The organism is Sphingomonas sp. PAMC26645, from assembly GCF_004795835.1.
Lineage (GTDB): Bacteria > Pseudomonadota > Alphaproteobacteria > Sphingomonadales > Sphingomonadaceae > Sphingomonas.
Map to the genome: position 1 here is coordinate 3,522,312 of NZ_CP039249.1, position 26,831 is coordinate 3,549,142.

Here is a 26,831-nt window from a genome sequence, read left to right on the forward strand (position 1 = left end):
TGAATAGATTCGAAGAAAAGCGGGAACCGACCATCGCCGTTGCCGTTCTATACTTCGGATAGCGACTTTATGCCCCCCCCGCTCTCGCTATCCAGAACACAGGCCCGGTAGCACACCCTCCCCCCCCCTGGTGATGCTGCCGGGCCTTTATTCCGAAAATTGCCTTTTCATGCCGGGCGTTGGTTCCAGCGGCGGAACGAATGGCGCCCCCGAACATTCCCCCTCCCGTGGCATTCAAGCCCTTCTAGGAGGAAGTATCATGCGTAAGTTGGTTGGACTGGCGATTGTAGCCAGCGCTTTGATGGTGTCGGCATGCAACACGGTCGAGGGCGCAGGCAAGGACGTGGCTTCGGCGGGCAAGACCGTCGCGAAGACCGCGGACAACGCCAAGTAAGCCTTTGCGCTTATGATAATGAAAAGGGGCCCGGTGCACATGCACCGGGCCCCTTTTTCGTACTGGCCTTGCGGTTCGGTTCGTATAGGCCCCGCGGCGGGTCAGCTCTCGACGATGTCGGTGGACTCACCCTCGACCGCCTTGGCCTTTGCCCGGCTACGCTCGGTGAACCAGATCCCGATCAGTGCGAGTTCGTACAGGATCACCAGCGGGATCGCGAGCAGCAGCTGCGAGCCGATATCCGGCGGCGTCAGCACCGCTGCAATCGCGAATGCCGCGACGATCGCATAGCGCCGCGCGCCGATCAGTTGCTTGCGCGTGACGATCCCTGCCCGCTCGAGCAGCATCAGCAGGACCGGCAACAGGAACGAGATGCCGAAGCCGAACAGGAACTGCATCGTGAACGAGAGGTAGTTGCCGATCGCCGGCAGCGCTTCGCGATGGATCCCGCCGACCATCCCGTCGAAGCCGAGCAGGAAGTGCAGCGCCATCGGAATCGCGACGTAATAGGCCATCGCAGCACCCGTCAGGAACAGCACGGGCGTCGCGAGGATGAACGGCAACAGCGCGCCGCGTTCCTTCTTGTAGAGGCCCGGCGCGACGAACTGCCACACCTGGTTCGCGATCACCGGGAATGACAGCATCATCGCGGCGAAGAACGCCACCTTGATCTGGACGAAAAACGCCTCGAAGATCTCGGTATAGATCACCTTGTTCTGACCGGCCGCGAGCAGCGGGTGAACCAGGAAGCCGAAGATATTCTCGGCGAAATACATCGCCACTGCGAACGTCACGACCAGCGCGGCGATGCAGTAGAGCAGCCGCCGCCGCAGCTCGATCAGATGGTCGAGCAACGGCGCCCGGCTTTCGTCGATCTCGCTCATGTCTGGCTTTCGGCGTTATGAGGGGCGATATCGCCCACTGCGTTCACGATGACGCCACGTCGGACTTGCCGGACTTGTCGTCGGGATGGGGCACCGTCGGCGCCGGCGTATCCAGCGGTCCGTCGAACAAGTCCGGACCGCGATCGGCGACCGGCCTGTGCTCCTGGTCGGACGGTACCGGCGAAGGATGCCCGGACGCGGCCGCCACTACCGGCTTCTCGACCATCACCGGCTCGTCGGTATGATCGACGGACCGATAATCACGGCGGTGCTCCTCCGTCTCCGGCGAGTGCACCACCTGCGTGGTATCGGCCGTCGAGTCCGTGCCCGTCTGCGGATGCTCGCGCATGATGCGTTCGTTTTCCGACGCCCAGCGCTTTTCCATCTCTTCAAGTTCGGCCTCGCGAACCATTGAGTCGAAGCCCGAACGAAACTGCCGCGCGACGCCACGCGCCTTGCCGACCCAATAGCCGACCACGCGCATCGCCTTGGGCAAATCCTTCGGACCGATCACGACGAGCGCGACGAAGGCCACGAGCAGAAACTCGGAGGGCGCGATATCGAACATTCAGCCGCGCCTATCTAGGGTCGTCAACTCTGCCGGCTTCAGGCAGGACGGTCGTCGCGGACGCGATTACCGTCGCGATCGAACGCCGGATCGGCAGTCTTCTGCGCTTCGATCCGTGCCGATGGCTTGGCCGGCGTCTCGTCGTCGTTCTCGGACATGCCCTTCTTGAAGTTCTTCACGCCCTTGGCGACGTCGCCCATCAGGTTCGAGAATCGGCCGCCGCCGAGAAGGAGGATCGCGACGACCGCGAGAACGAGCAAGTGAATCGGGCTAAAACCGCCCATGGCAATTCTCCTGGAAACTGAACCCTATCTAAGCCTCATCCTGCCGCTTTGCCAGCCACCTCACCATCTTCCCGGTCGTCTTCGCTATCTTCGAGGCGATCGAATGCGAGATCGACCGGATCGAGCAGCCCCGCGGCGCGCAAATCGTCCATTCCCGGCAGGTCGCGGCGGCTCTGCAGGCCGAAATGGACGAGGAATGCAGGCGTGGTCGCGAACATTAGCGGGCGTCCCGGCACTTCGCGTCGCCCCGCCGGCTTCACCCAGCCCGCCTCCATCAGGACATCGAGCGTCCCCTTCGAAATCTGCACGCCGCGAATCGCCTCGATTTCCGCACGAGTTACGGGTTCGTGGTAGGCGATCATCGCGAGCGTCTCGATCCCCGCGCGGCTGAGCTTGCGCGGTTCCTCGCGGTCGCGGCGGAGCATGTGTGCCATGTCGGCCGCGGTCTGGAACTGCCAGCGCTCGCCGCGCCGGACGATGGCGATGCCGCGGCCGGCATAGTCGGTGGTAAGTTGGTCGAGTGCCGCGCGGACGTCGCCGGTGCCGACATGCGCGCGGATCGCGTCGAGCGTCAGCGGAGTCTCCGCCGCGAACAGCACCGCCTCGACGGCGCGCGTGAAATCGTCGGGCGGGGTCACGCGCGGGCTCTCAGATACAGCGGCGCAAAGGGTGACGCCTGGCGCAGTTCGATCTTCCCCTGCCGTGCGAGTTCGAGCGCCGCGACGAAGCTCGATGCCAGCGCCGACCGCCGGAGACGCTCGCCCGCTTCGGGGAGGAAGCTTTCGATCACGCTCCAGTCGATCCGCTCGCCCACCAGCATCGACACGCGCTCGAGCGCTGCATCCAGCGTCATCACCTCGCGGTCGGCGACGACATGCATCACTGGTCGCGTCCGCGCGGAGATGCGGCCGTACGCGGCGATCAGGTCGAAGATCTCGGCCTGCCACGTGGCCTTGCGCACCGTTCGCAGTCCCTCGGGCGCGCCGCGCAGGAACACGTCTCGCCCGGTGCGATCGCGCGCCATCAGCCGCGCACCGGCCTCGCGCATCGCGCTCAGGCGTTCGAGCCTCAGTTGGAGCCGCAGCGCCAGTTCCTCCGGGTCGGGCTCGGCGAGCGGATCGCGCGGCAGGAGCAGCGCCGACTTCAGATACGCCAGCCACGCTGCCATCACGAGATAGTCTGCGGCGAGTTCCAGCTTCAGCGCGCGCGCGGAGTCGACGTACGCCAGATACTGCTCGACCAGCGCGAGGATCGAGATTTTCCGCAGATCGACCTTCTGTCCGCGCGCGAGTGACAGCAGCAGATCGAGCGGCCCCTCCCATCCGTCGAGATCCAGGGTCAGTTGCGCATCGTCCATTGCCGGACGCTACAGCGCGCGCTGCCGGGCATCCACCCTTCACGTTTGACGCACGACCATATGAACCGTACACGTTTCATATGGTCAAGGTGAATGTGGGGCTTGAATGGGTATCGTGAAGATCGACGACGCGCTGCACGAGCACGCGCGGCGGGCGAGCCAGGTGCTGTGCCGGTCGATCAACGCTCAGGCGGAGTTCTGGATGAAGATCGGCATGCTCGCCGAGGCCAACCCGACGCTGTCGTTCAACGATATCGTCACCGCGCAACTCGCCGCCGCGTCGGTGCGCGTCGCCGACAAAACGGCAGCCTGAGATGGTGAAGACGGCGGCGGAACTGGCGTTGATGCGGATATCAGGCGCGTTGCTGGCGTCGGTATTCGAGATGCTCGACGTGCAGGATCTGGCGGGGCTGTCGACGTTGCAGGTCAACGACATGGTCGATCGCTTTATCACCGAAGACCCCGCAGCGCGGCCCGCGAGCAAGGGACAATATGGCTTCGAATATGTCCTGAACAGCTCGATCAACCACGTCGTCTGCCACGGCGTGCCGAACCCGCGCGACGTCATCCGCGACGGCGACATTGTCAATCTGGACATCACGCTGGAGAAGAACGGCTTCATCGCCGATTCGAGCAAGACGTATATGGTGGGCACCGTTCCGACCGCTGCGAAGCGCCTCGTGCGGATCGCGCAGGAGGCGATGTGGCAGGGTATCCGGCAGGTCCGGGCGGGCGCGCATCTCGGCGATATCGGCTTCGCGATCGAGCAGCACGCGAAGAAGCACGGCTATGCGGTGGTGCGCGATTATTGCGGGCACGGCATTGGTCGCGAGATGCACGAGGAGCCGCAGGTGCTCAATTTCGGGCGCGCGGGGACCGGCATGACGCTGCGCGAGGGGATGGTGTTCACGATCGAGCCGATGATCAACCAGGGGACGCGGAAAGTGTCGACCGAGGATGACGGGTGGACGGTGGTGACCGACGACGGCAAGCTTTCGGCGCAGTTCGAGCATACGGTGGCAGTGACGCGCGGCGGGGTCGAGGTGCTGACATTGCGCGGGGATGAGCGGGCTCGGGGGCTGGGTAATCTGGGGTGAGCGTGATTGAGGCGGTCGCAACCGTTCAATCCATTCCGTTCGTGCTGAGTAGTGCCTGAGTATGCTCGCAGAGCCGTACCGAAGGCGCGTATCGAAGCACAGGTTCCGCGCGCCAACCTGCCCTTCGATACGCCGCTTCGACAAGCTCAGCCGCTACTCAGGGCGAACGGAAGTATCCCCTCCACCAACACCACCCCGGCGAAGGCCGGGGCCCAATTGGGAGATGGTGGTAACCGAGGATCGCGCCCCGTTACCGCGACCTCTCCAATTGGACCCCGGCCTTCGCCGGGGAGGTGCGAAAAAAGACGCGCGCTACTCGTACCAAATCAGATCAGGCCCGCGCCAGCAACGCATCGCGCTTTGCGATCAGTTCCGCGAAATCACCCTTGGCCGCGCCGGCCGACTTCATCGCCCGATCGAGCCTCGCGCGCGACGCCTCCGAGATTTCTCCCAGCCGCCCGGCGATCTCGACCATCTCGTCCATGCGCGCCCAGCAATCTAGCACCAGATCGCACCCGGCAGCGATCGCCCCCGCCGCCTTGTCGCCGGCGGTCCCCGACAGCGCCTTCATGTCGATGTCGTCGGTCATCAGCAGGCCGTCGAAGCCGATCCGTCGACGGATGATCTCGTCGATCACGATCGGTGAAAGCGTCGCGGGGCGGTCGGCGTCCCAGGCGTCGAAGACGATGTGCGAGGTCATGCCCATCGGTGCCTGGTTGAGCGTGCGGAACGGTTCGATGTCGACCTCGAGGTCTGCATCGGTCGCGGTGACGGTCGGGAGGTGGTGGTGCGTGTCGACCTTCGCGCGGCCGTGGCCGGGCATGTGCTTGACGACACCGACCACGCCGCCTTCGGCCAGCCCTTCGAGCGTTGCGCGGCCGAGCGCTGCGACACGCATCGGGTCGGAGCCGAACGTGCGTGAGGCCACGGCTTCGGTGGTGTCCGGCTGCGAGACGTCGAGCAGCGGCAGGCAGTCGACGGTGATCCCGACCTCGCTGAGCATCACGCCGAGCGCCTGCGCGTTGGCGCGTGCCGCCTGGATCGCGGTCATCGGCGCGCGTTCGTAGGCTGCATCGAATACCGGGCCAGCGGGGAATGCGGGCCATTCGGGCGGTCCCATTCGCGCGACGCGGCCGCCCTCCTGATCGATCAGGATCGCTAGGTCCTGGCGTCCGGCAAGCACACGGAGCGAGTCAGTCAGGGCACGGACTTGGGTGCGATCGACGATGTTGCGCTTGAACAGGATGTAGCCGGCGGGTTCGCACTCGGCGAAGAACGCGCGTTCGGCGGGGGTGAGGACGGGGCCGGACAGGCCGAAGATGACGGGCTTCATGTGTTCTTCCTAACGAAACCGGCGTGCGCGATCATCCTTCAATAATCCTTCGACACGCGGACGTTGGCGCTCTGGCGGCCGAGCGTGGAGATGCTCGACAGCAATGACAGCCAGCGGGTGACCTGGAACTCGACCTGCGTGGCGGAATAGCCCTGCCCGTCGGTGACGATCTCCGCGTAGAGGCGCCGGGTGACGTATTTGCCGGCGGCGATCGAGGTGCCTTGCCCGGTCTGTGGGTCCGCAGGGAGGATGCGGAGGCGGTCGAGCCCGGCGGCGCGGCGCACAGCGTTGATCGGGTTAAGACCGCTGCCGCCGCCCTGCAATGCCGCGACCGCCGCGGCCAACTGGAGAGCCTCGGGCGCGGACAGATTGGTGATCGACGTACCGAACAGCAGCCGTGAGAGCAGTTCGTCCTCGGGTAGCGCGGGGGTGCTGGTGAAACCGATCTCGGGTTTCAGCGCGTACCCGGTGACGCGGATCGACGCGCTGAGCCCGGTCGAGTCCGCGTTCGCCTCGATATCCAGAGCCGGGTTCGCCGGCACCTGCCCGTCGAAGCGGATCACGCCGCGCGCCAACTCGAACTGCCGCCCGGCGAACTCGTAGTCGCCGCGGATCAGCGTGGCGCGGCCGGTGATCGCGGGGTTCTCGGGCTGGCCGGCGATCTGGAGGTTGGCGGACCATTCGCTGGTGAGGCCGAGGCCGCTGACCATCACCTGGTTCGGCGCGCGGGCCTTGATCGCGAGCGTCCAGGGCTTGGTCGGGGTCGCGACTTCCTCGCCACCGTCGGGCAGGTTGATCTCGCGGATGTTGAGCTGCGGCACCGCGCTGGCGGCGGTGGCCTGGCCGAGGCGGTAGCGGCTCTTGTCGAGTATGACGTCGCCGGCGATCGTGCCGCCCGAGCCGTTCGACTTGAACGTCAGCGGGCCGGACACGGTCGCGCCGATATCGTCGCGGTTGATCATCACCGCCTTGTCGGCTTGCAGCGCGAGATCGAGGCCGATCCCGGCGGCGGCGGCGAATTCGAACTGGCCGGTGCCGGTGACGCGCCCGCCCTTGCCTGCGTCCGCGCCGAACCGGTCGATCACGAGCCGCGAACCGCCGAACCGGCCGGTCGCCTGGACGTTGGTGAGGACGGTGCCGGTGGTCGCGCTTTCGATCCGCGCGCCGTTCGCCTGGACGACGCCGCGTAGCGTCGGGTTGGCAAGCGTGCCGACGACGTCCGCGCCGATCGCGACCGGGCCGGACAAATCGAACAGCTCGACCCCGGTGAGGCGCCAGAGCGTGTCGGCCGGGCCGCTGTACCGCAGTTGTCCGAACAGGCGGGCGTTGCTGATTCGGGAGGCCAAGTCCCCCTGCCCAAGCGGCGCGAGTTGGGCTTGCGCGCGGCCGATCGTCTTGCCGGCGGACGCGATCACCGCGCGCAGGCCGAGCTTGTCGGGGGAGAGCACGGCTGCAACGCCAACGTCGATCGGGCGCGACGAGAGGACGAGGCCGGCACGGCTTAGGCCCCGTATCGTCACGTTAGCCTTGCCGGTCGGGGCTGCACCATTGGCAGTCGCGATCGTGAAGCTGCCCGAGGCGCTGCCGCTGAGGCCGAGCCCGGGATAGGCGATGTCGAGAATTGCGAGTGGCATGCGCGTCAGGCTGGCGTCGATCGCGGTGCTGGCGGCGGTGAAGCGGCCGCCGACCTGAGCCTCGCCGCCCGAGAAGCTGAGCTTGGTCGGTGCGAGGTGCCAGCCATCTTCTTCCTGGGTCAAAACCGCCGGCGTGAGCAGCTTCAGCGGGCGGCCGTCGAGCGTGCCTTGCGCGGAGATCGCGTAGCTCGTGGCGGTCACCTGCGTGACGCTCTGGATATCGAACGCGCGGCCGCGCGAGCCGGCGATCGATGCCTTGATCGTGCCGATTCCACCGCGCAGTGACGCGGAACCGTTGAACCGCGCGAGGCTGAACGTACCGCGACGCAGGCCGAGGCCGGTTGCGGTCGCCTCGATCGAGGTGCCGGCGGGATCGAGCAACGTGACGAAGTCCAGCTTGCCCTGGCGCAACGCGATGCCGTCGAGCGTTGCGGCCTTCGCGGCGAGATGTCCTTCGACGCGCTGGATCTGGCCGACCGGGCGGAACAGGAGTTCACCCGAGATGCCGCCGCCGGCCACCGCGAGCGCGCCGTTGAAGCCGCCATCGACGACCGCGATGTTCCCGCTCGCCTTGGTGCCCGCGACGTTCAGCGCGGCGATGGCGATCGTCGCATCGGCGCCGGGCGGCAACAGGATCGCGCCGTTGGTGGTGAACGGCCCGAGCCGCGATCCGCCCGCCGCGGTGAAGGCGAAACCCTGCGGCGTCGGATCGAGATGCGCGCGGACGTTGGACAGCCCGAGCGTCGCATTCGGGCTGGCAAAGACGAGGTCGAGCGTCGGCTTCTCGATCTGGCCGTCGAGTTTCAGCGTCACCGGGCCGTAGGTCTGCTGGCGCCCGCCGCCCTCGAAATGGAAGGTGCCGTCGCGCCGACGATAGCCGTTGCCGGTCAGCCGGATCTGCGGCGCGGTGAGGACTAGGTTGGTGAAGTGGAGCACGCCGTCGGTCGTGCGTTCGAGGTTGGTCGTGATCCGCGGCAAGCCTCCCGCGAGGCTGCGGAAGAACGCGTTGTCGAGCCGCACCATCTGCGCGCTGCCCTGCCCGATGACGCGCGTGCCGTGGCGGTTCGGGCCGGGGACGACACGCAGCGTAGACTTCACGTCGACGATGCCGAGACCGGGGATCAGATAGCGGCCGAGCCCGCCGTTGATGCCGACCTCGAACTGGCCGTTGCGCAGGTCGACCGCGAGGTTGATGCTGCCGGTGAGCTTGTCGGAACGGAGCTTGAGCGCGTCGCCGGTGAGCAGCGTCGGCGTCACGCGGAGCAGGCCATCGACCGACAGGTTGCGCAGGATCCCGCCCGCAACGGTACCCACGCCGGTGACGCGCGCTGCGGTAAAACGGATCGGGACGGTCACGGGCGCTGCGGATAGCCGCCCCTTGCCGGCGGCGTGCGCATTCTCGAACCCGGTCTGGTCGAACGCGAAACGGCTGGCGTCGAGGCGATAGTCGAACGCCGCGGTCGCGAACGGGCCGTCCAGGATCGCGCGCAGTTCGACCATGTTGCCGGTCATGTTGTCGAACAACGCGGGCGGGCGCAGGAGCCGCGCCTTGATCCGCACGTCGCGATACGCGTTCGCACCGAGATCGACGATGCCGGTCGTGTCGATCGCCAGCGCGGGCGTTCGGAGCGAAAGCTGCCCGTCCAGCCGGCGGTTGGCGAACTCCGCACTGCCGTTGACGAGGATGCGCGGTGCCGTCAGCCGTTGCAGCCGCCCCTTGAGGAGCGACGACGGCGAGAGCGTGCCCGACAGCGTGTAGCGGCCGGCGACCTGCGCGAGCGCGAGATCGACGACGCGCGTCGTGCCGACGATGCCGTTCGCGCGGCCGTTCCACTTCGCCCAGCTGCCGTCGCCGGTGACCGCGAGCGCGACCGGGCCCTTCGCCTTCACCATCCGCGCGAGGACGCCGCCCGTGGCGCCCTTCGCGGCGACGTCGATGTCGAAGCGATCGCGCGCGGGCTCGGCGTCGATCCGTAGCTTCAGGTCGTCGCTGCCGGCGACGCGGGCCTTGATATCCACGAGTGCGCGGCCGGAGCGGATGTCCGCGCGACCTTCGAGCGTCCCGATCCTTTGGGTCCCGAGCACGCGCTTCGCCAGCGTGAGGCGGCCGACCAAGAGTTTGCCGATGTGGATGTCGAAGTCGGGCAGGATTGGGCCACGGCTTTTCGACGAGCGCGTGCGCGGAGTGTGCGTCAGGATCGCGCGATCGACGATCAGGCGGCGGATCTCGAGTCGGTTCGAGAACCAGTCGAACGGCGACCAGTCGAGCGTGACGTTGGGCGCCTGGAAGACGAGACCCTCGAGATCGTACACGCGGAGATCCGTCAGCCGGGTGTCTCCGTATAGCGAGCCGTCGATCCTACCGACCGTGAAGCGCAGGCCGTTCGCGGTCTTGATCGCCGCGATCCGGTCCGCGACGAAACGGTGGCCGATGTCGGTGTCGACGATCAGCAACGCCGCACCAACGATCGCGAGCAGCGCCATGATCGCGCTTGCGATCCATCGCCACCAAGCGATCCGGCGCTTTGGAAGAACGACCTCTTCGGTCAAAACGCCTGCCCCAGCGAGACGTACACCGCGATTCGGCTGTCGCCGGGCTGCGGGTTGATCGGGGTGCCGACGTCGAGGCGAATTGGGCCGAAGTTCGAATAATAGCGCACGCCGATCCCGGTGCCGTATTGCAACCCGGTGAATTTCGGCAGCGGCGAGGTGTAGATATTGCCCGCGTCGAGGAACGGCACGATCCCGAAGCTGCCGAGCACGCGGACGCGCGCCTCGATCGAGAATTCGGTCAGGCTGCGGCCGCCGATCGGGTCGTTGTTGGGATCGCGCGGGCCGATCGACTGATAGCCGTAACCGCGCACCGACGCGCCGCCGCCGGCGTAGAAGCGGCGTGACGGCGCGACTTGGTCACGCGGGGCGCCGACGATGGTGCCGAGCCGGGTGCGCGCGGCGAGCACCACCCGATCGCCGAACGGTTGGTACACGCTGCCGTCAAACTGGGTGCGCGCATAGCCGAACACCGAGCCCTGCAACGAGACTTCGGGGCTGATTCGGCCGCCGAGGCGGAAACCCTTGGTCGGGTTGAGCAGATCGTCCGAGCCGTCGTAATTGAGGCTGGTCGGCAGTGCACCGATGAAGAAGGTTCGGCGGCGCGGATCGCCGGTCGAGAGGATCACGTCCTGCTCGTCCGACGCTAGCAGTTCGGCGCCGACCGACCAGGTCCAGGTCTTCTGGAAGAAGATGTTGGTCTGGCGCTCCAGCGTGCCGCCGAGCGAATAGGTCTTCGCGTCGTAGGCATCGCGGTTGGTATGCGCGGCGGATGCCTGGAGCGTCAGCACCCGGTCTCGCGCCTTGAAGTTGTTGCGGCGGAAGACGACCGAGCCGAGCTGTTCCTGCGTTCCCAGCACGCCGCGCAACGTCAGCGCGCCCTCGGGCGGGAACAGGTTGCGGTGCGTCCAGCTGAGTTCCGCCCGCGCACCTTCGCCAGTACCGTAGCCGAGTTCGCCCGCAACGGTATGCGGCGGCGCGCGATCGAGTTTTACGGCAATGTCGACGGTATCGGGGGTCGCGCCCTGCACTGGCTTGAGATCGACGGCGGAGACTAGACTGGTCTGGATCAACGCGCGGCGGAGATCGTCTAGCTTGGCGGCATCGTACAGGTCGCCTGGAGAAAAGCGCGCGATCTCAGCGACATGGTCCGCGCCGAACACGCGGCTGCCGGGGAGTGCGACGACCTGTCCGAACTTGCGCGCACCGCCGGGTCTGACGGACAGGTCGAGCGTCGCGGTGCGGGTGGCGTGGTCGACGACGATCGCCGGATCGCCGACTTTCGCGAACGGAAAGCCTTCGCGGCCGATTTGCGTCGTCAGCTTGGCCTGGCCGGCGACGATCGCGTCGGAGTTGACCGGGTCTTCGGGCTTGATCCCGAACGCGGTCGTCAGCCCCGGCGCCTTGTCGCCTGCCGCGGCGATGCCGTCGATCGTCACGCCCTTGAACTTGTAGAGCGTGCCCGGGGTGGCGGACAGCACGACCATCGGCTTGGCGCCCGCCTCTACGCGCGTGACGACGTTGGCGTCGTAATAGCCTTCCGCGCGGAGCAGGCTGTTGAGCAAATCGGCATCCTCGCGCGCCCGCCGATCGAGCTGCGCGGCGTTGGCGGCCTGATGATCGTTCGCGTCGAGCGTCGAGAGTTGCGCGAACCGCTGGCGGAGCAGCGCGTCGTTGATCCCGTCTATGCCGTCGATCCGCCAGGCGTAGCGGCTCTCCGCATTGGCATCGACCGCGGCGACCGTGGCGGCCGGGTCCATTGGCGACGTCGCGAGATCGGGCCAGGCGACGCCGATGTCCGGCAACGGAGCAAGCGGCGAATTGGGATCGAGCGACATCGGCGTGTCGGCGGTCGGGCTGGCCGGAGCCTGCGTCGGCACAGGCACGGTTTGTGCTCCTGCGGCACGTATGCCCGCGCAAGGTAGGGCACCCGCTGTCGTCAGAACGAAAAAGGCGGCGGCCGGCCCGGCTCGCCCGACGCGGAACACCATGTCCGGCTCCTAGCCGGGCTTGTCGTTGCGGAACAGTATCTAACGCCGTATTTCCGCCACGTTTCGTCCGGGCGGCGGATCGCGCTCGGCGTGTGGGTGGCATCTGGCGGCGGCGCGTGGCAGGATATAGCGATGACCGACCCGACTTCCCGCGACACCCTGCCCCCCCACAAGGATCCGAGCGCTGCGGGCGGGTTCCTCATGGCGCTTGGCATGCTGGGCGGCGCCGGGGTCGGCTTTGCGATTGAGCAGGCTACACCGGGGTTTCTGGTTGGGACGGGCGTTGGCGTGCTGGCGGCGGTACTGGTCTGGTTGAAGGACCGGCGGTAGAGGGCGCTCCCGCATGCCCGCCCCCTTTCCGTTCGCCGCTCTTCGTTCGTCCGTCTTCCGTTCGTCCTGAGTAGCCGTCGAGTAGCTCCAACGGAGCGTATCGAGACGGCGTATCGAAGGACAGGTTGGCGCGGGTAACCCATGCTTCGATACGCGCCCTCGATACGCTCCTGACGGAGCTACTCGGTCGCTACTCAGCACGAACGGAAAAAATTTCAAATCCTCCAGGAAGACTACCGACTACCGACTCCCGCGCCAGATCTGAAGCGGTGCGCTCGGGTTCAGTCCGCCCTGACGCACCGGGCAGCGGCGGTAGCGGAAACGGCGGTCGAGGCAGATCCAGACCTCGTCGAGCCAGCCCTGCTTCGTCGCAGTCACGCGCATCATGTCCGCCTTCAAGCCCGGGTTCACGCCCGCCATCTCAGCCGCGAACCGGCCCGCGGTCAGTGGCGCACGCGACAACGCGTCCATGTTGGGATACCGAAGCTTGCCGTACAGCCCGGCCGACTGGTTGAAATACTTGGCGGGACGATAGCCGGGCATGCAGGTACCGTGTTTCGCCCATTCGTGCTGGAGCAATTGCGCGGACGGCGTGGTGCACAGGTGGGCACGGATCACCGGCGGCGGCACGAACTCCGCGTCGTGACAATATTGCGGCCAGTCCTTGCCAACGCCATCGGGCCAGAGCCCGTGCAACGTGAAGCCGAACCGGTTGCCCGCCCCGCACCGGAACGTCGACCCGGTGCGATCGCCATTCTCACGGCAATATTGCGGCGCCCAGGTGATCGCGAGCGTGTAGCTGCCGATCGGGATATCGCGCTTCGGCTGGCTCTCCGACGGCAGGTCCGGGCGGACGCGCTCGACCGACGCGGGGGTCGAGCATTGATAGGCCTGCGCCTGCACGACGCTCGGCAACGCGATCGCTACGGCGGCGAGGGTCAGCCTGGAGATCATGCGACGTTCCCTCTGTCGGTATCCGTGTCGAAATCGGCGCCGTCGTCCTGACCGAACCAGGCTTTGCTCCCGGGCCGGAAGAGGTGGACGGCGGCGGCGACGTAGAGTGCTTCTGCGATGAGCGAGAGGATCGATGCCGTGCCGACAATCGCACTACCCGTCGCGAGCGTTGCAAGCGCCTGGACGGCGGCCCAGGTCGACAAGGCGGCGAGGATCACGACCACCCATTTCGCGACGACGCTCGGCGCACGCGCGGTGAAGTACCAGAGCAGCACCGTCACCGCGATCCCGATGGCCTGGAACGTCGGCAATATCCACGTCGCCTTGGCGAGTACCGGATAGGCGGTGACGATCGCCTCGCGCTGCGTCCAGGTCATCGCCGCGACGACCGTATCCAGTATGAACGCCGCCCAATAGAGGCGCTCGTAGCGAACGATGGCAACCGGCCTGATCATGGTCCTACTCCCTGACCTAGCCAGCCGAAGGCCCGCGCCGGATCTGGCGGAGCTATTCGACGGTCGCGAAGTCCAGCCCTATATCTGCTGCGGGCGCCGACTGCGTCAAGCGGCCGACCGACACATAGGTCACGCCCGATTCAGCGATCGCGCGGATCGTGTCGAGATTGACACCGCCCGATGCCTCGGTCGGGACGCGACCGGCGACGAGCGCCACCGCTTCGCGCAACATCGCCGGCGGCATGTTGTCGAGCAGCAGGTGCGTCGCGCCAGCTTCCAGCGCCGGCTCGATCTGGTCGATGTGGTCGACCTCGACGATGATCTGCGCGATTCCCGCGGCCTTTGCGCGACGAACCGCCTCGGCGACACCACCGGCAACCGCGACATGATTGTCCTTGATCATCGCCGCATCCCACAGCCCCATGCGGTGGTTCTGTGCACCACCCATCCGGGTCGCGTATTTCTCCAGCACGCGCAGGCCCGGGATCGTCTTGCGCGTGTCGAGCAGGATCGCGCCCGTGCCCTCGATCGCATCGACATACGCGCGCGTCATCGTCGCGATGCCCGACAGATGCTGGACGGTGTTGAGCGCGGACCGCTCGGCCGTCAGCATCGCGCGCCCTGCCCCTTCGAGCCGCATGAGTTCGGTGCCGGCGGCCACCTGCTGCCCGTCGCGGACGAGGCGTTCGATCCGCACGCCCGGGTCCAGCGCGCGGAAGAAGGCTTCGGCGAGATCGAGGCCAGCGACGACGATCGGATCGCGGCTGTCCATGACGCCGGTGAACCGTGCGTCGGCGGGAATCACAGCGGCCGAGGTTATGTCGCCGATCGTGCCGAGATCCTCGGTCAGCGTTGCCGCGACGAAGGCGTCGATATCGAACGACTCGGGCAATGCTGTCTTCACCTGTCGTCTCCGGATTGTTCGTCGAAAAGATGCTCGGCGCGCGGTGCCAAAAAAGAGACGGTCCGAACAGTGACTTCACGGTTCATTCGACTCATCGAATTATTTTTCCGGTATAGGAACCATTCGATACTTCGAGGGTTTGCCGATCACTACCGAGGATATTCTTATGCCCACCACCACGATGGCCGATACCGCACGCCTGCATGCCCTGCTGGACGAAGCTCTTACGCTGGCCGATACGCTGCAGCTGCCGCTTGCCGCCATCCATATCGACCAGGCGCTCGCCCAGTTGAGCGGTGCCGACGTCCCGGCACTCTGAGCGCGCCCTGATCTGAACTATTCCTGATGTGACCGCGCCGGGCTGGAATAATCCAGCCCGAACGGCGGCCAATTGAAACGGGCCGTCACTTCGGCCCGAGATCACCCTTCCCGACGGTATTCGATGCCATCGACAGCATGCGGTCGAGGCTTTTCTTCGCCTGGAGCCGAAGCCCCTCCTCGATCTCAATCCGCGGCGACAGGTCGCGTAGTGCGACGTACAGCTTTTCGAGCGTGTTGAGCGCCATGTACGGACAAATGTTGCAGTTGCAGTTGCCGTCCGCACCCGGCGCGCCGATGAAGCGCTTGTTCGGGAGCGCCTTTTCCATCTGGTGGATGATGTGCGGCTCGGTCGCGACGATCAGCGTGTCGCCGGGCATCGCGAGCGCGTAATCGAGGATGCCGCGCGTCGAGCCGACGTAATCGGCGTGATCGAGGATGATCGGCGGGCATTCGGGATGCGCGACGACGGGCGCGCCGGGGTGCTGCGCCTTCAGCTTCATCAGCTCGGTCTCGCTAAACGCCTCGTGGACGATGCAAACTCCCGGCCACAGCAGCATGTCGCGACCGGTCTTCCGCGCGAGGTACCCGCCCAGGTTACGATCGGGACCGAAGATGATCTTCTGATCGAGCGGGATCTGCGCGAGGATCGTGTCCGCCGACGAAGACGTGACGATGATGTCGGAGAGCGCTTTCACCTCGGTCGAGCAGTTGATGTAGGTCAGTGCGATGTGATCGGGGTGCTTCGCGCGAAAGGCGGCGAACTGCTCGGGCGGGCAGCTGTCCTCTAGGCTGCACCCGGCGTCCATGTCGGGGAGCACGACGATCTTGTCGGGCGACAGGATCTTGGCGGTCTCGGCCATGAACCGCACGCCGCAGAACGCGATCACGTCGGCGTCCGTCGCCGCCGCCTTGCGCGACAGGTCGAGACTGTCGCCGACGAAATCGGCCAGATCCTGAAGCTCCGGCTTCTGATAATAATGCGCGAGGATGACGGCGTTCTTCTCCTTGCGGAGGCGCTCGATCTCGGCGCGTATGTCGATGCCGGCGAAGTTCTGCTTCAATTCCATGGTCGTATCCCGAGTTTAGCGCCCGTCTTCTAGCGGCGATTCCCTAGCACGTCCTGCAGCGAGCGCGAGGTGTCCCAGCGCTCGGTATTCGCGGTCGGCTCGTCGGCGAAGCGCACCGCGACGGTCGCGTCGATTCCGGCAGCCCGCAGCGGCATCGCGAAACTGCGTTCGACCGCACGACGCGTGGCATCGCGGGCGAGCTTGATCATCGCGGGCTCGCGCGCCTGGCGGATCAGCTCGATCTGGCCGGCACGGCGGTTGGCGGCGTCGAGGCGCTTCTCGGCGTCGGTGAATGTGGTCAACACGCCGCCCGAACCATATTCGCGGACCGCGTTGAGATCGACCTGCGGGCCATCGGCCTCGACTGCAGGAAGGCGCACGGACAGCGTCTTTGACGTGCCGTCCCACGCGACATCGGACTGGGTGAGCTTGGCCATGTCGACTTCGTACCGGACCATGCCGGGCATGATCAGCGTCTTCTCGGTGGTGAAGCCGAGCTGCGTCTGTTTCGAGGTAACAACGGCAACGTAACGCGCAGCGAAGGCAGAAAGCCGGTTCTGCTCGCGCAACCCTTCGAGGCTGGCACTGGCGATCGTCGTCGGATCGGGCGTGAGTCGATCGCTGACGTAGCGCTGCACGCCCCAGAGCACGAGCAGCCCTGCGAGGACGAGGATCAAGACGATTCCGACGGCCTTTGCCAGGAACGGGGCCACGCCGCTCTTGCGTACGGGTTCGGTCACGCTGTCGTTCGCCATGTCTCGCCTTCCTCGATAACCAGTCCGCGGGTTTGCAGGTCGTACAGATGCGCCAGCACCGATCGTGCCGCAGCTGGCACGAGCTGCGGGCCGAGACCGACATACATGCGCTCGACCATCGCCGGGATCGCCGACGCGCCCTTGCCAAGCAGGCGAAGGATCTGCCCCTCGCGTTGCTTGCGGTGGCCGAGCATGCCGCGGACGAGCCGTTGCGGCTTGTCGATCGCCTCGCCGTGACCGGGGTAATAGACCCGGTCGTCACGCCCCATCAGCTTTTCGAGGCTGGCCATGTACGCGGTCATATTGCCGTCGGGCGGCGAGACGATCGTCGTCGACCAGCCCATGACATGATCGCCGGAAAACAACGCCTTCGTCTCGGGCAGCGCGAAGGCCAGATGGTTCGAGGTGTGGCCAGGCGTCGCGATCGCCTCCAGAGTCCAACCTGTGCCGGTGACGGTATCGCCCTCCGAAAGAACGCGGTCTGGTGCGTAGGCGGCGTCGAACGAAGCGTCTGCGCGCGCGCCTGCGTCGGCGAGGTCGAACGGCGCAGCGCCGACGATCGGGGCGCCGGTGAGCGACTGGAGCGGACGCGTGGCGGGGCTATGGTCGCGGTGGTGATGCGTAACGACGATCGCCTTGACCGGCCGCCCTTCGATCACGCGCATCAGCGCGTCGATATGGGCGGGATCATTTGGACCGGGATCGATCACGGCAAGATCGGTCGTTCCGACGATGTGCGTCTGCGTACCCGTATAGGTGTAGGGGGAAGCGTTGGGCGCGAGCACGCGAACGACGAGCGGCTCGAGCTGGATCGGGATACCGGTCGGATGCTCAGCCATGGATGCGAAATGGCGGCTCGACGGGGCGATGGCAAGACCTCGTTAGTCGCGGAGAGCTGTCGGAAACTCTTACAGGCCGACGCCGGGCCAAACCTGGATTAACTATCGAACGTCGCCAAAACTGCGAACGGCAGGTTCTGGCACAGGCCGTGCAACTACTATTCCGTCACCGAACGCGATCGCGTTCACAGGGTGGATCGACCGCTTTCCCTTCCGGTCTCGCGTCGATCCACCCACCCGGTGCCTCGATCAGTTGGCCTTCTGCGTCTCGAACAACTGCGCCAGCTCGCCGCTCTCATACATCTCCATCATGATGTCGGAGCCGCCGACGAATTCGCCATCGACGTAAAGCTGCGGGATGGTCGGCCAGTCGGAATAGCTCTTGATACCCTGCCGGATGCCCTGATCCTGCAACACGTCGACGCTCTCGAACTCGACCTCGAGGTGGTTGAGGATCGCGATCGCGCGGCTGGAAAAGCCGCACTGCGGGAACAACGGGCTGCCCTTCATGAACAGGACTACCGGGCTGGCTTTTACCAGGGCGTCGATGCGGGCGTTGGAATCGTCGGTCATGTCTTCGGTCCTCAGGAGATTGCGGTCGTAAGCTGTAGTGCGTGCAGGACGCCGCCCATCCGACCGCCGAGCGCGGCATAGACGGCCTGATGCTGCTTCACCCGGCTCATCCCGGCAAAGCTGGCGGCGGTGACCTTGGCAGCATAGTGATCGCCGTCGCCCGCGAGATCGGTGATCTCGACTTGGGCATCGGGGATCGCGTCCTTGATCATCGCTTCGATATCGTTGGCAGCCATCGGCATATCAATGCGACTCCAACAATTGGCGACGTGCCTCGATCATCTGCTGCGCCAGCGCGCGGCGGACGGTGGCCTCGTCATGGTCGAGCCCCGCGGCGGTCAGGTCGCCGACCAGTTTCCGCACGACGTCGTCATCGCCGCCGCCTTCCATGTCGGCATGCACGAGCGCGGTCGCATAGGCGTCCGTTTCCTCAGGGGTCAGCTGCATTTCATGCGCCGCCCAACCACCCAGCAGGCGATTGCGACGGGCCGTTATCCGGAAGGCCATCTCTTCCTCGCGCGCGAAATTCGCCTCGCTGGCGCGTTCGCGGTCGTCGAAAGTGGTCATGTCGCGGGTCCCCGTTCAGTCTCGTGGTGGGCCCCGAGATAGGTCGCACAACGCCCCCGCGCAACAATCGACAGAAACGTACAAAAACTACTGGAACTATGGTCTGGTTGTAACGATATATAAGTCGATCACGTGACACAGTGCACGGATAGGAGAGTGATATGACGACGCTATCCCAGCCGACATCCGTTTCCGTGGCCAAGACGCGCGCTACACCGCCGGTCGTGCACGGGCTTGCCTACGGAATTTTCGCGTCGATAGCGATGTGGGGGGCGATCGCCACCGTTGCGTATAACGTGTTTTGAACCCCTGTAGAGGGGGCTGTACTCAGCCGACCTCTACGACGAGTTTCCCGATAGCACCGCGAGCCGCCATCTTCGCGATGGCCTTGCCGCCGTCCTCGAAAGCAAATGTTTCGGTCACGCGCGGCGCGATCTTCCCGGCTTCCCACAAATCGAACAGCGTTTCGATATGCGCCTGGTTCGCCTTGGGATCACGCGCCGCAAACGCCCCCCAGAACACGCCGCACACGTCGCAGCTTTTGAGCAGCGTCAGGTTGAGCGGCAATTTCGGGATGCCGGCGGGGAAGCCGACGACGAGGTACTTGCCCTCCCACGCGATCGATCGCAGCGCGGGCTCGGCATAGTCGCCGCCGACCGGATCGTAGATCACGTGCGCGCCGTCACGACCGACCGCGGCCTTGAACTGCTCGGCGAGCGCCTTCGATTGGTCCTTGTCGAACGGGGCGCGGGCATAGATCAGCGTTTCGTCGGCGCCGGCGGACTTGGCGGCAGCAGCTTTTTCTTCAGACGAGACCGCGGCGACCACCTTCGCGCCGAACGCCTTGCCGAGTTCGATCGCGGCGAGCCCTACCCCGCCGGCCGCGCCGAGCACGAGCAGCGTCTGCCCCGCCTTGATATGGCCGCGGTCGAGCAGCGCGTGGATCGTCGTGCCATAGGTCAGGATCAGCGAGGCGCCCTCGGCGAAGCTGCGACCTTCGGGGAGGCGATAGAGCTTGGCGGGGTCGGCAATGACCTTTTCGCACAGGCCACCGTGACCGAGCATAGCGATGACGCGGTCGCCGACTGCCCAGCCGGTGACGCCCTCGCCGATCGAGGCGATCGTGCCGGCGATCTCACCGCCCGGTGCGAACGGGCGCTGTGGCTTGAACTGGTATTTGTCCTCGATGATCAGGACGTCAGGGAAGTTGATCGCGCAGGCCTTGACCGCGACCACCACCTGTCCGGGACCGGCTACCGGATCGGGCAGCGCGACCATTTCCAGAGTTTCAGGTCCGCCGACTGCCTTCGACACCAATGCTCGCATACCCGCTCTCCACCGTCGTCCAGGGGCGATTCGATGCGACCGCCTCCTCGAATTTCGAAATCTGGGTATCCCTTGCCAGCGTCAGGCCGACTTCGTCCAGCCCTTCCATGAGGCACTGGCGACGGAAAGCGTCGAGTTCGAAGGTGAAGCGGTCCTGGAACGGGGTGGTGACGGTCATCGTCTCGAGATCGACGGTGACGATCTGGTCCTTGGCGACCTCCAGCAGGCGGTCGATCGCCTCCTGCGGGAGGACGACGGGGACGATACCGTTCTTGAACGCGTTGCCCGAGAAGATGTCGGAGAAGCTCGGCGCGATGACCGCGGTGATGCCCATGTCGGCGAGCGCCCACGCGGCATGCTCGCGACTGGAACCGCAACCGAAATTATCGCCGGCAATGAGGATCGGCGACCCGGCATAGCGCGGGTCGTCGAAGATGTTGCCGGGTTGCGCGCGGACCGTCTCGAACGCGCCGCGGCCGAGGCCGGTGCGCGTGATCGTCTTCAGCCAGTGCGCCGGGATGATGACGTCGGTGTCGATGTTCTTGGCGCCCCATGGATAGGCGCGGCCCGAGACGGTCGTGACGGGGGTCATCGCTGTTCCGTGCGCTCCGGAACCACACGCGCCGATGCGACATAGGCCGCGACGCCGCTGATCATTGCGCCAGCCGCCAGCAATACAAAAACCTTCTTCACGCTATTTCCCCCATCAACTCTCTGACGTCGCTCAGCTTACCGGTCACCGCCGCCGCTGCCGCCATCGCGGGTGATACCAGATGCGTGCGCGCTCCGGGACCCTGTCTGCCGACGAAATTACGGTTCGACGTGGAAGCGCAACGCTCCCCCGCAGGGACTTTGTCCGGGTTCATCGCGAGGCACATCGAACAGCCCGGCTCGCGCCATTCGAAGCCCGCGGTGATGAAGATACGGTCGAGCCCCTCGGCTTCGGCCTGGCGCTTCACCAAGCCCGAGCCGGGGACGACCAGCGCGCGGACGCCGGTGGCGACATGGCGACCGTCGGCGATCGCCGCGGCGGCGCGGAGGTCCTCAATGCGGCTGTTGGTGCAGCTGCCGATGAAGACGTGCTGGATCGGCACGTCGCGCATCGCGGTGCCGGCGGTGAGGCCCATGTAATCGAGCGACTTCTGGGCGGCAGCCTGCTTGGCGGGATCAGCAAAGCTCGATGGTTCGGGGACGAATCCAGTGATCGGCACGACGTCCTCGGGGCTGGTGCCCCAGGTGAGGCCGGGGGCGATATCGGCGGCGTCGAGCGTGACGGACTTGTCGTAAGCCGCGCCGGGGTCGGTTGCGAGACTACGCCACCACGCGACAGCGCGGTCCCAGTTCTCGCCGGTGGGCGCCATCGGGCGGCCCTTCAGATACGCGAAGGTGGTGTCGTCGGGCGCGATCAGGCCGGCACGCGCGCCCGCCTCGATCGACATGTTGGCGATCGTCAGGCGACCCTCGATCGACATCGCGCGGATCACGCTGCCGGTGAATTCGATGACGTGGCCGGTGCCCCCTGCCGCGCCGATCTTGCCGATGATCGCGAGGATGACGTCCTTGGGGCTGACGCCGAAACCGAGTTCACCGTCGACGCGGACTTCCATCGTCTTGGCCTGCGACAACAGCAACGTCTGCGTGGCGAGGACATGCTCGACCTCGCTGGTGCCGATTCCGAACGCGAGCGCGCCGAGTGCGCCGTGCGCCGAGGTGTGGCTGTCGCCGCAGACCAGCGTGTTGCCGGGAAGCGTGAAGCCCTGTTCGGGGCCGACGACGTGGACGATGCCCTGCTCGGCGGCGGTCGCGTCGATATAATCGATCCCGAACTCGGACGTGTTGCGGCGGAGCGCATCTAGCTGCTGCGCGCTCTCAGGATCGGCGATCGGCAGGACGCGACCGGCGGCGTCTTTGCGCGCGGTGGTCGGCAAATTGTGATCGGGGACGGCGAGCGTCAGGTCGGGGCGACGGACTTTGCGGCCTGCCACGCGGAGGCCTTCGAAGGCCTGCGGACTGGTGACTTCGTGGACGAGGTGGCGGTCGATATAGATCAGGCAGGTGCCATCGTCGCGGCGTTCGACGACATGCGCCGCCCAGATCTTTTCGTACAGCGTTTGCGGAGTGGCCATGATGGAGCGCGCGGTAACCGAAAAGGGATGCTGCGCCAAGGTTGTATGTAATTTTCGGTCGTTCGGATGAGCGAGCGTTAGGCTAGAAGGTAGCTTGTTCTCCCGCGAAGGCGGGAGCCCAGTCTGTGTCCCCGCCTTCGCGGGGACACAAGAGTGGTTACCGTGTGGGCATCGCCTTGTTCAGGAACGCGACGCTGTCGGCCAGCACCGGCGCCTTGCCGCGGAACGGTTTCGAGAGCGCCATCGCGACGTTCTCGTGGCTCAAACCGGGGTAGTCGATGTGCGTCACCGGCGCCCCAAGCGCCTTCAGCCGCGCGGTGAGGTTGATCGCGTTGTGCGGTTTGACCTGCGTGTCGTCGCCGGCGGTGATCAGCAGCATCGGCGGGGCGTCCGGCCGCGCGAAGTGGATCGGCTGGGTCATCACCGGGTCGGCGGCGCCCTGCATCGCGTCGATCGCGCGCTTGGCGGTGAAGGGGTAGAAGTCGTACGGGCCGCACAGGCCGACCGCGGCCTTGATGATGTGGGGGTCGACGCCCTCCGCCTTCAGCCAGCGCTGGTCGAGCGTCAGCATCGCGACGGTGTAGGCGCCGGCGGAATGGCCGGCGACGCCGATCCGGTTCGGGTCGCCGCCGGCCTCGGCGATGTGGTCGCGGGTCCATTTCACCGCTTCGGCGCCGTCCTGGAGAAACGCAGGGAAACGGACGTCGGGCACTTTGCGGTAGTCGGGCATGACGACGACGTAGCCTGCCTTCGCATAGGCGCGCGCCGCGAACGCGTAGGCGCCGCGCGTGCCGTGGACCCAGCCGCCGCCGTACCAGAAGATCAGCACTGGCAACCCGGTCTTGGCACCGCCGGACGGGCGCCAGACGTCGAGCTTTTGCCCGTGCGTGCCGAACGGGACGCCCTCGCGGATGCGTGCTGTCCCGCGTCCGCCGCCCATGATGCCGTCGAGGACGCTGAGCGTGCTAGGTCCCGCGGTGAACGCCGTGCCTGCGATTAGGATCACGATCAGCGCTATGACGATCACAGCGCGGCGCATCAGCGGCGGAAGTCCGCGGTGATGGACCCGCATGTTGCGAGGTCGGCCTCGTGGCTCTCCTCGCGCCATGTCTCGGCGAGCGCGGTCGCTTCCCATTCGCCCATCGCCGCGTGGGCGATGATCCGCTCGACCCAGGAGAGACCTGCCGGACCGACGTCGATCCCGTAGGTCCGCACGCGGAACGCAACCGGCGCATAGAACGCATCGACCGCGGTGAAGTCGGCACCAGCGAGCCAAGGGCCGCCGAACCGGTCGAGTCCCTCGCTCCAGAGTTCGGCGATCCGCGCGACGTCGCGGTCGAGCGCGTCGCTGCCGGGGGCGGCATTCACGCGGACGCCGACGTTCATCGTCCGCTCGTTGCGGAGCGCGGAGAACCCGCCATGCATCTCCGCCGTCGCGCAGATCGCCCACGCGCATGCCTCGGCGTCGACCGGCCAGACGCCATCGTGACGCTCAGCGAGGTAGAGGACGATGCCGAGCGAATCCCATATCGTCCGCGCGCCGTCGATCAGCACTGGCACCTGCCCGGTCGGTGAGAAGGCGCGGAAGGCTTCGTAATTGACGGGCGCTAGGAACGGCTCGATCTGGTCCTCGAAGTCGATGCCGAGCGCCTTCATCAGGACCCAAGGCCGCAGCGACCAGCTCGAGTAATTGCGGTTCGCGGTGACGAGGGTGTAGCGCATCAGGCGGTGTAGCGCGCGGTGGTCTTCGCGGCGATTTCATCCGCGGTGACGCCCGGCGACATCTCGACCAGCTTGAACGGGCTGTCGTGATCGGCTCGCTGGAACAAGGCGAGGTCGGTGACGATCATGTCGACGACGTTCTTGCCGGTCAGCGGCAGCGTGCACGACGGGATGAACTTCGGCGTGCCGTCCTTGGCGGTGTGATCCATCACGACGATGATCTGCTTGACGCCCGCGACGAGGTCCATCGCGCCGCCCATGCCCTTGATCATCTTGCCCGGGATCATCCAGTTGGCGATGTCGCCGCCTTCGCTGACCTCCATCGCCCCCAGCACGGTCAGATCGATATGGCCGCCGCGGATCATCGCGAAGCTGTCCGACGAGCTGAAATAGACCGACGAGGGGAGTTCGCTGATCGTCTGCTTGCCGGCGTTGATCAGGTCGGCGTCCTCTTCGCCCGCATAGGGGAACGGGCCGATCCCGAGCATGCCGTTCTCGGACTGGAGCGTGACGGTCATCCCCTCGGGGATGTTGTTCGCGACCAGCGTCGGGATGCCGATGCCGAGATTGACGTAATAGCCGTCCTTCAGTTCCTGCGCCGCGCGCGCGGCCATCTGGTTACGGTCCCAGGGCATCAGTGCATTCCTTCCTGGATGGTGGTGATGGTCGTGAATTGTTCGCGGAGCTCGGTACCGACGCCGTCGACGATCGCCTGCAACGCGGTATCCTCGTCGAGGCCCCAGGTGCCCGCATAGGCGCGCGCGGCGTGGCGGATCGTGTCGGCGAGGAGGTAGCCGAACACGGTCGGATCCTCGAGGATGCCCGCGTCGATCAGCACGTTGCTGCCGGCGCCGTTGGTGATCCAGATCCGCGCGACCTCGACCGATTCGCTGGTGAGTTGCGCGCCCTTGTCGAGCGCGATCGCGTTTGGGTGGTCGGCCATCAGCGTACGCCTCCTGTCGGGGCCCAGCGGACTGCTGGCGGGAATACCTCGTCGCGGTTGCCTTTCAGCGCGGTGCCGTAGACGGGGTTGGGCAGGACGAACCACCCTGCCCCCCATCTGGCCGCGATCGCGGGCGACTGGACCACGGCGCGACGCGCGGCGGGGGTTTGGCCGGCGTTGAACAGGTCGCTGAAGTCGCCGAGCTGGTCGCCGCCCATCGCGACGACGCAGTATTTTGCGGCGATCGTCGCGCGGCGACCGTCCTTCTTCGAGCCCGTCGCGTCGTCGCTGGCGAGGAACAGCGTTTCGCCGTGGCGCGCGGGGCCGAGACCGGCGGCTTCGATCGCCGCCTCAGTCTGTACGGCGTTGGCGGCGGAGCGGTTGGTGTTGAAGATCACCGTGACGCCCATTGCGCGGAGCTGCGTGAGTGCGGCGAGCGCACCCGGGACGGGGGCGACCTGCTTGACGCCGGTGCGCTCCCAGTCCTGCCAGCGGGGATCGGACCATGCTTGACCGGAGGACGCGTCGTATTCGAAGCCGAGGTTCAGGAGGATGGTTTCGTCGACGTCGAAGACCGCGGCTTTGGGCTTGGTGCCGCAGGTGGTCCAAGTAGGTGCGGCGAGCGAGGCTCCTTGCGTGAGGACGACGGAGGTTGGCGTGCGTTGCGCGCGGACGTAGCCGACGAGCGCGTTCCAAGCCTGGATGCTGGCCGCTGCGGCTTCGCCCGAGGCGTAGAGATACTGCATGCCGGCGGGGACGCCGTCGACGGTTACGGGTGCAGACACAATCGGCGTGGCTGCGATCGACGTCGGCGCAGACACGCTGACGCAGCCTTGAAGCGCCAGTGCCCCTGCGAACGCAGGGGTCCAGGATACCACCCGCAGCGCGCGCGATCCTGGGCTCCTGCGTGCGCAGGAGAACCGAGGGTGGTTCACGCGGAAACCCGCTCGCGGACGGTGCGGAATTCGATCTGCTTGTCATACGGCGCGCCGACGATCATGCGTTTCACGTAGATCCCCGGCAGGTGAATCGTGTCGGGATCGAGGCTCCCGACGGGGACGATCTCCTCGACCTCGGCGACGCAGATTTTCCCTGCGGTCGCCATCGGCTGGTTGAAGTTGCGCGCGGTCTTGCGGAAGATGAGGTTGCCGCTCTCGTCCGCCTTCCAGCCCTTGATGATCGCGAGATCGGCGCGGATGCCGCGTTCGAGGATGTAGTCCTGGCCGTCGAAGACCTTGACCTCCTTGCCCTCGGCGACCTGCGTGCCGACGCCGGTCTTGGTGTAGAAGCCGGGGATGCCCGCTCCCCCTGCCCGGCAGCGTTCGGCGAGCGTGCCCTGCGGACAGAACTCGACCTCGAGTTCGCCGCTGAGATATTGCCGCTCGAATTCCTTGTTCTCGCCGACATAGGACGAGATCATCTTCTTCACCTGGCGCGAGCGGAGCAGCTTGCCGAGGCCCTGCCCATCGATCCCGGCATTGTTGCTGGCGATCGTCAGGTCCTTCACCCCAGACGCCTCGATCGCGTCGATCAGGCGTTCTGGGATGCCGCAGAGCCCGAACCCGCCCGCGCAGATCGTCATGCCGTCGAACAGCACGCCTTCCAGCGCCGCCGCCGCGTCGGTGTAGAGCTTGTTCGCCATGCATCCTCCTATGGTCTTTCGCCTCGCATAAGGCGCTGGCGGTCGGTCGGCAACGTACGTCGAGCGACATTGGCGCCGAGGCCATCAATCCTCCCCCGCTAGGGGGAGGTGTCGCCGAAGGTGACGGAGGGGGAGGGCACGGAACAGACGTTTCCCTTTCCTCCCCCTCCGTCTGGCAAGTGCCAGCCACCTCCCCCTGGCGGGGGAGGATACGC

At 66.2% G+C, this 26,831-nt stretch carries 32 protein-coding genes; 6 read left to right on the plus strand and 26 right to left on the minus strand.

Features of this window, described 5'->3' with window-relative positions; genetic code table 11:
• Positions 1–259: 259 nt before the first annotated feature.
• Positions 260–394 (plus strand): entericidin A/B family lipoprotein, encoded by a 135-nt coding sequence (locus E5673_RS16195; protein ID WP_056055798.1) that lies wholly within the window; start codon positions 260–262, stop codon positions 392–394.
• A 101-nt stretch (positions 395–495) separates the two neighbouring features.
• Here the strand turns inward: E5673_RS16195 and tatC are convergent, their stop codons facing one another.
• Genes tatC through E5673_RS16220 form a run of 5 tightly spaced genes read right to left on the minus strand, consistent with a single transcriptional unit; the run spans position 496 to position 3,487 of the window.
• Positions 496–1,278, minus strand: coding sequence for a twin-arginine translocase subunit TatC (tatC, locus tag E5673_RS16200; protein ID WP_107953731.1), 783 nt, complete (start codon positions 1,276–1,278; stop codon positions 496–498).
• Between the two features lie 43 nt (positions 1,279–1,321).
• Positions 1,322–1,846 carry a Sec-independent protein translocase protein TatB gene (gene tatB / locus E5673_RS16205; protein WP_136190797.1) on the minus strand — a complete coding sequence of 175 codons (525 nt, stop codon included), beginning with the start codon at positions 1,844–1,846 and terminating at the stop codon, positions 1,322–1,324.
• A 38-nt stretch (positions 1,847–1,884) separates the two neighbouring features.
• A complete protein-coding gene (locus E5673_RS16210) occupies positions 1,885–2,130 on the minus strand; it encodes a Sec-independent protein translocase subunit TatA (protein WP_056055794.1) in 246 nt (81 codons plus the stop codon).
• A 35-nt stretch (positions 2,131–2,165) separates the two neighbouring features.
• Entirely contained in the window at positions 2,166–2,768 is a 603-nt protein-coding gene (gene scpB / locus E5673_RS16215; RefSeq protein ID WP_136190798.1) for an SMC-Scp complex subunit ScpB, read from the minus strand.
• Positions 2,765–3,487: a ScpA family protein gene (locus tag E5673_RS16220; protein ID WP_136190799.1), complete on the minus strand. Its 723-nt coding sequence runs from the start codon at positions 3,485–3,487 to the stop codon at positions 2,765–2,767. The genes scpB and E5673_RS16220 overlap by 4 nt, the downstream gene beginning before the upstream one ends.
• Before the next feature lie 106 nt (positions 3,488–3,593).
• Here E5673_RS16220 and E5673_RS16225 point away from each other — a divergent pair, with 106 nt between their 5' ends.
• Both E5673_RS16225 and map read left to right on the plus strand, forming a co-directional pair.
• Positions 3,594–3,800: a ParD-like family protein gene (locus tag E5673_RS16225; RefSeq protein WP_136190800.1), complete on the plus strand. Its 207-nt coding sequence runs from the start codon at positions 3,594–3,596 to the stop codon at positions 3,798–3,800.
• 1 nt (position 3,801) lies between these two features.
• The gene (map, locus tag E5673_RS16230; RefSeq protein WP_136190801.1) at positions 3,802–4,584 is read left to right on the plus strand and encodes a type I methionyl aminopeptidase; all 783 of its coding nucleotides are present in this window, start codon (positions 3,802–3,804) and stop codon (positions 4,582–4,584) included.
• Positions 4,585–4,915: 331 nt separating this feature from the next.
• On the opposite strand, the gene E5673_RS16235 is transcribed toward map, so the two are convergent.
• From E5673_RS16235 to E5673_RS16245, 3 genes are all read right to left on the minus strand, one after another.
• Positions 4,916–5,917 carry a glycoside hydrolase family 3 N-terminal domain-containing protein gene (locus E5673_RS16235; RefSeq protein WP_136190802.1) on the minus strand — a complete coding sequence of 334 codons (1,002 nt, stop codon included), beginning with the start codon at positions 5,915–5,917 and terminating at the stop codon, positions 4,916–4,918.
• Positions 5,918–5,955: 38 nt separating this feature from the next.
• Positions 5,956–10,035, minus strand: coding sequence for a translocation/assembly module TamB (locus E5673_RS16240; protein ID WP_136191571.1), 4,080 nt, complete (start codon positions 10,033–10,035; stop codon positions 5,956–5,958).
• Between the two features lie 62 nt (positions 10,036–10,097).
• Complete coding sequence (locus tag E5673_RS16245; RefSeq protein ID WP_136191570.1) at positions 10,098–11,939, minus strand: autotransporter assembly complex family protein; 1,842 nt, start codon at positions 11,937–11,939, stop codon at positions 10,098–10,100.
• A 243-nt stretch (positions 11,940–12,182) separates the two neighbouring features.
• On the opposite strand from E5673_RS16245, the gene E5673_RS16250 reads away from it, so the two are divergent.
• The gene (locus E5673_RS16250) at positions 12,183–12,422 is read left to right on the plus strand and encodes a hypothetical protein (protein WP_136190803.1); all 240 of its coding nucleotides are present in this window, start codon (positions 12,183–12,185) and stop codon (positions 12,420–12,422) included.
• A 240-nt stretch (positions 12,423–12,662) separates the two neighbouring features.
• On the opposite strand, the gene E5673_RS16255 is transcribed toward E5673_RS16250, so the two are convergent.
• From E5673_RS16255 to nadC, 3 genes are read right to left on the minus strand one after another with little or no spacing between them, the layout of a single operon-like run.
• Positions 12,663–13,376, minus strand: a complete 714-nt coding sequence (locus tag E5673_RS16255; RefSeq protein WP_136190804.1) for a ribonuclease T — start codon at positions 13,374–13,376, stop codon at positions 12,663–12,665.
• Entirely contained in the window at positions 13,373–13,831 is a 459-nt protein-coding gene (locus tag E5673_RS16260; RefSeq protein WP_136190805.1) for a hypothetical protein, read from the minus strand. Before E5673_RS16260 ends, E5673_RS16255 begins: the two co-directional genes overlap by 4 nt.
• 52 nt (positions 13,832–13,883) lie before the next feature.
• Positions 13,884–14,735, minus strand: coding sequence for a carboxylating nicotinate-nucleotide diphosphorylase (gene nadC / locus E5673_RS16265; protein WP_136190806.1), 852 nt, complete (start codon positions 14,733–14,735; stop codon positions 13,884–13,886).
• 166 nt (positions 14,736–14,901) lie between these two features.
• On the opposite strand from nadC, the gene E5673_RS19765 reads away from it, so the two are divergent.
• Entirely contained in the window at positions 14,902–15,054 is a 153-nt protein-coding gene (locus tag E5673_RS19765; RefSeq protein ID WP_167397683.1) for a hypothetical protein, read from the plus strand.
• An 85-nt stretch (positions 15,055–15,139) separates the two neighbouring features.
• On the opposite strand, the gene nadA is transcribed toward E5673_RS19765, so the two are convergent.
• From nadA to E5673_RS16295, 6 genes are all read right to left on the minus strand, one after another.
• Entirely contained in the window at positions 15,140–16,123 is a 984-nt protein-coding gene (gene nadA / locus E5673_RS16270) for a quinolinate synthase NadA (protein WP_136190807.1), read from the minus strand.
• A 29-nt stretch (positions 16,124–16,152) separates the two neighbouring features.
• Positions 16,153–16,878, minus strand: coding sequence for a DUF4230 domain-containing protein (locus E5673_RS16275; RefSeq protein ID WP_136190808.1), 726 nt, complete (start codon positions 16,876–16,878; stop codon positions 16,153–16,155).
• Positions 16,860–17,717, minus strand: a complete 858-nt coding sequence (locus E5673_RS16280) for an MBL fold metallo-hydrolase (RefSeq protein ID WP_136190809.1) — start codon at positions 17,715–17,717, stop codon at positions 16,860–16,862. Before E5673_RS16280 ends, E5673_RS16275 begins: the two co-directional genes overlap by 19 nt.
• A gap of 249 nt (positions 17,718–17,966) precedes the next feature.
• Positions 17,967–18,290 (minus strand): Grx4 family monothiol glutaredoxin, encoded by a 324-nt coding sequence (grxD, locus tag E5673_RS16285; RefSeq protein ID WP_056057434.1) that lies wholly within the window; start codon positions 18,288–18,290, stop codon positions 17,967–17,969.
• A gap of 11 nt (positions 18,291–18,301) precedes the next feature.
• Positions 18,302–18,532 carry a BolA family transcriptional regulator gene (locus E5673_RS16290; protein ID WP_056489106.1) on the minus strand — a complete coding sequence of 77 codons (231 nt, stop codon included), beginning with the start codon at positions 18,530–18,532 and terminating at the stop codon, positions 18,302–18,304.
• A gap of 1 nt (position 18,533) precedes the next feature.
• Positions 18,534–18,857, minus strand: a complete 324-nt coding sequence (locus E5673_RS16295) for a DUF1476 domain-containing protein (RefSeq protein ID WP_107953704.1) — start codon at positions 18,855–18,857, stop codon at positions 18,534–18,536.
• A 161-nt stretch (positions 18,858–19,018) separates the two neighbouring features.
• Here E5673_RS16295 and E5673_RS19770 point away from each other — a divergent pair, with 161 nt between their 5' ends.
• Positions 19,019–19,162 carry a hypothetical protein gene (locus tag E5673_RS19770; RefSeq protein ID WP_156362377.1) on the plus strand — a complete coding sequence of 48 codons (144 nt, stop codon included), beginning with the start codon at positions 19,019–19,021 and terminating at the stop codon, positions 19,160–19,162.
• A gap of 22 nt (positions 19,163–19,184) precedes the next feature.
• Here the strand turns inward: E5673_RS19770 and E5673_RS16300 are convergent, their stop codons facing one another.
• The 9 genes from E5673_RS16300 to E5673_RS16340 all read right to left on the minus strand — a co-directional run bounded on the left by E5673_RS16300 (position 19,185) and on the right by E5673_RS16340 (position 26,616).
• The gene (locus E5673_RS16300) at positions 19,185–20,183 is read right to left on the minus strand and encodes an NADPH:quinone oxidoreductase family protein (RefSeq protein WP_210731760.1); all 999 of its coding nucleotides are present in this window, start codon (positions 20,181–20,183) and stop codon (positions 19,185–19,187) included.
• Positions 20,146–20,775 carry a 3-isopropylmalate dehydratase small subunit gene (leuD, locus tag E5673_RS16305; protein WP_093399659.1) on the minus strand — a complete coding sequence of 210 codons (630 nt, stop codon included), beginning with the start codon at positions 20,773–20,775 and terminating at the stop codon, positions 20,146–20,148. The genes E5673_RS16300 and leuD overlap by 38 nt, the downstream gene beginning before the upstream one ends.
• Positions 20,776–20,872: 97 nt before the next feature.
• Positions 20,873–22,312, minus strand: coding sequence for a 3-isopropylmalate dehydratase large subunit (gene leuC / locus E5673_RS16310; RefSeq protein ID WP_136191573.1), 1,440 nt, complete (start codon positions 22,310–22,312; stop codon positions 20,873–20,875).
• Positions 22,313–22,466: 154 nt separating this feature from the next.
• Positions 22,467–23,348 carry an alpha/beta hydrolase gene (locus E5673_RS16315; RefSeq protein WP_136190810.1) on the minus strand — a complete coding sequence of 294 codons (882 nt, stop codon included), beginning with the start codon at positions 23,346–23,348 and terminating at the stop codon, positions 22,467–22,469.
• On the minus strand, positions 23,348–24,031 hold the full coding sequence (locus E5673_RS16320; protein WP_136190811.1) for a glutathione S-transferase family protein: 684 nt from the start codon (positions 24,029–24,031) through the stop codon (positions 23,348–23,350). The genes E5673_RS16315 and E5673_RS16320 overlap by 1 nt, the downstream gene beginning before the upstream one ends.
• Entirely contained in the window at positions 24,031–24,666 is a 636-nt protein-coding gene (locus tag E5673_RS16325; RefSeq protein ID WP_136190812.1) for a 3-oxoacid CoA-transferase subunit B, read from the minus strand. The genes E5673_RS16320 and E5673_RS16325 overlap by 1 nt, the downstream gene beginning before the upstream one ends.
• Positions 24,666–24,974 carry a DUF5076 domain-containing protein gene (locus E5673_RS16330; protein WP_168711655.1) on the minus strand — a complete coding sequence of 103 codons (309 nt, stop codon included), beginning with the start codon at positions 24,972–24,974 and terminating at the stop codon, positions 24,666–24,668. The genes E5673_RS16325 and E5673_RS16330 overlap by 1 nt, the downstream gene beginning before the upstream one ends.
• The gene (locus E5673_RS16335) at positions 24,974–25,720 is read right to left on the minus strand and encodes an HAD family acid phosphatase (protein ID WP_136191574.1); all 747 of its coding nucleotides are present in this window, start codon (positions 25,718–25,720) and stop codon (positions 24,974–24,976) included. The genes E5673_RS16330 and E5673_RS16335 overlap by 1 nt, the downstream gene beginning before the upstream one ends.
• A 185-nt stretch (positions 25,721–25,905) precedes the next feature.
• On the minus strand, positions 25,906–26,616 hold the full coding sequence (locus E5673_RS16340; RefSeq protein WP_136190814.1) for a CoA transferase subunit A: 711 nt from the start codon (positions 26,614–26,616) through the stop codon (positions 25,906–25,908).
• Positions 26,617–26,831 lie beyond the last annotated feature (215 nt).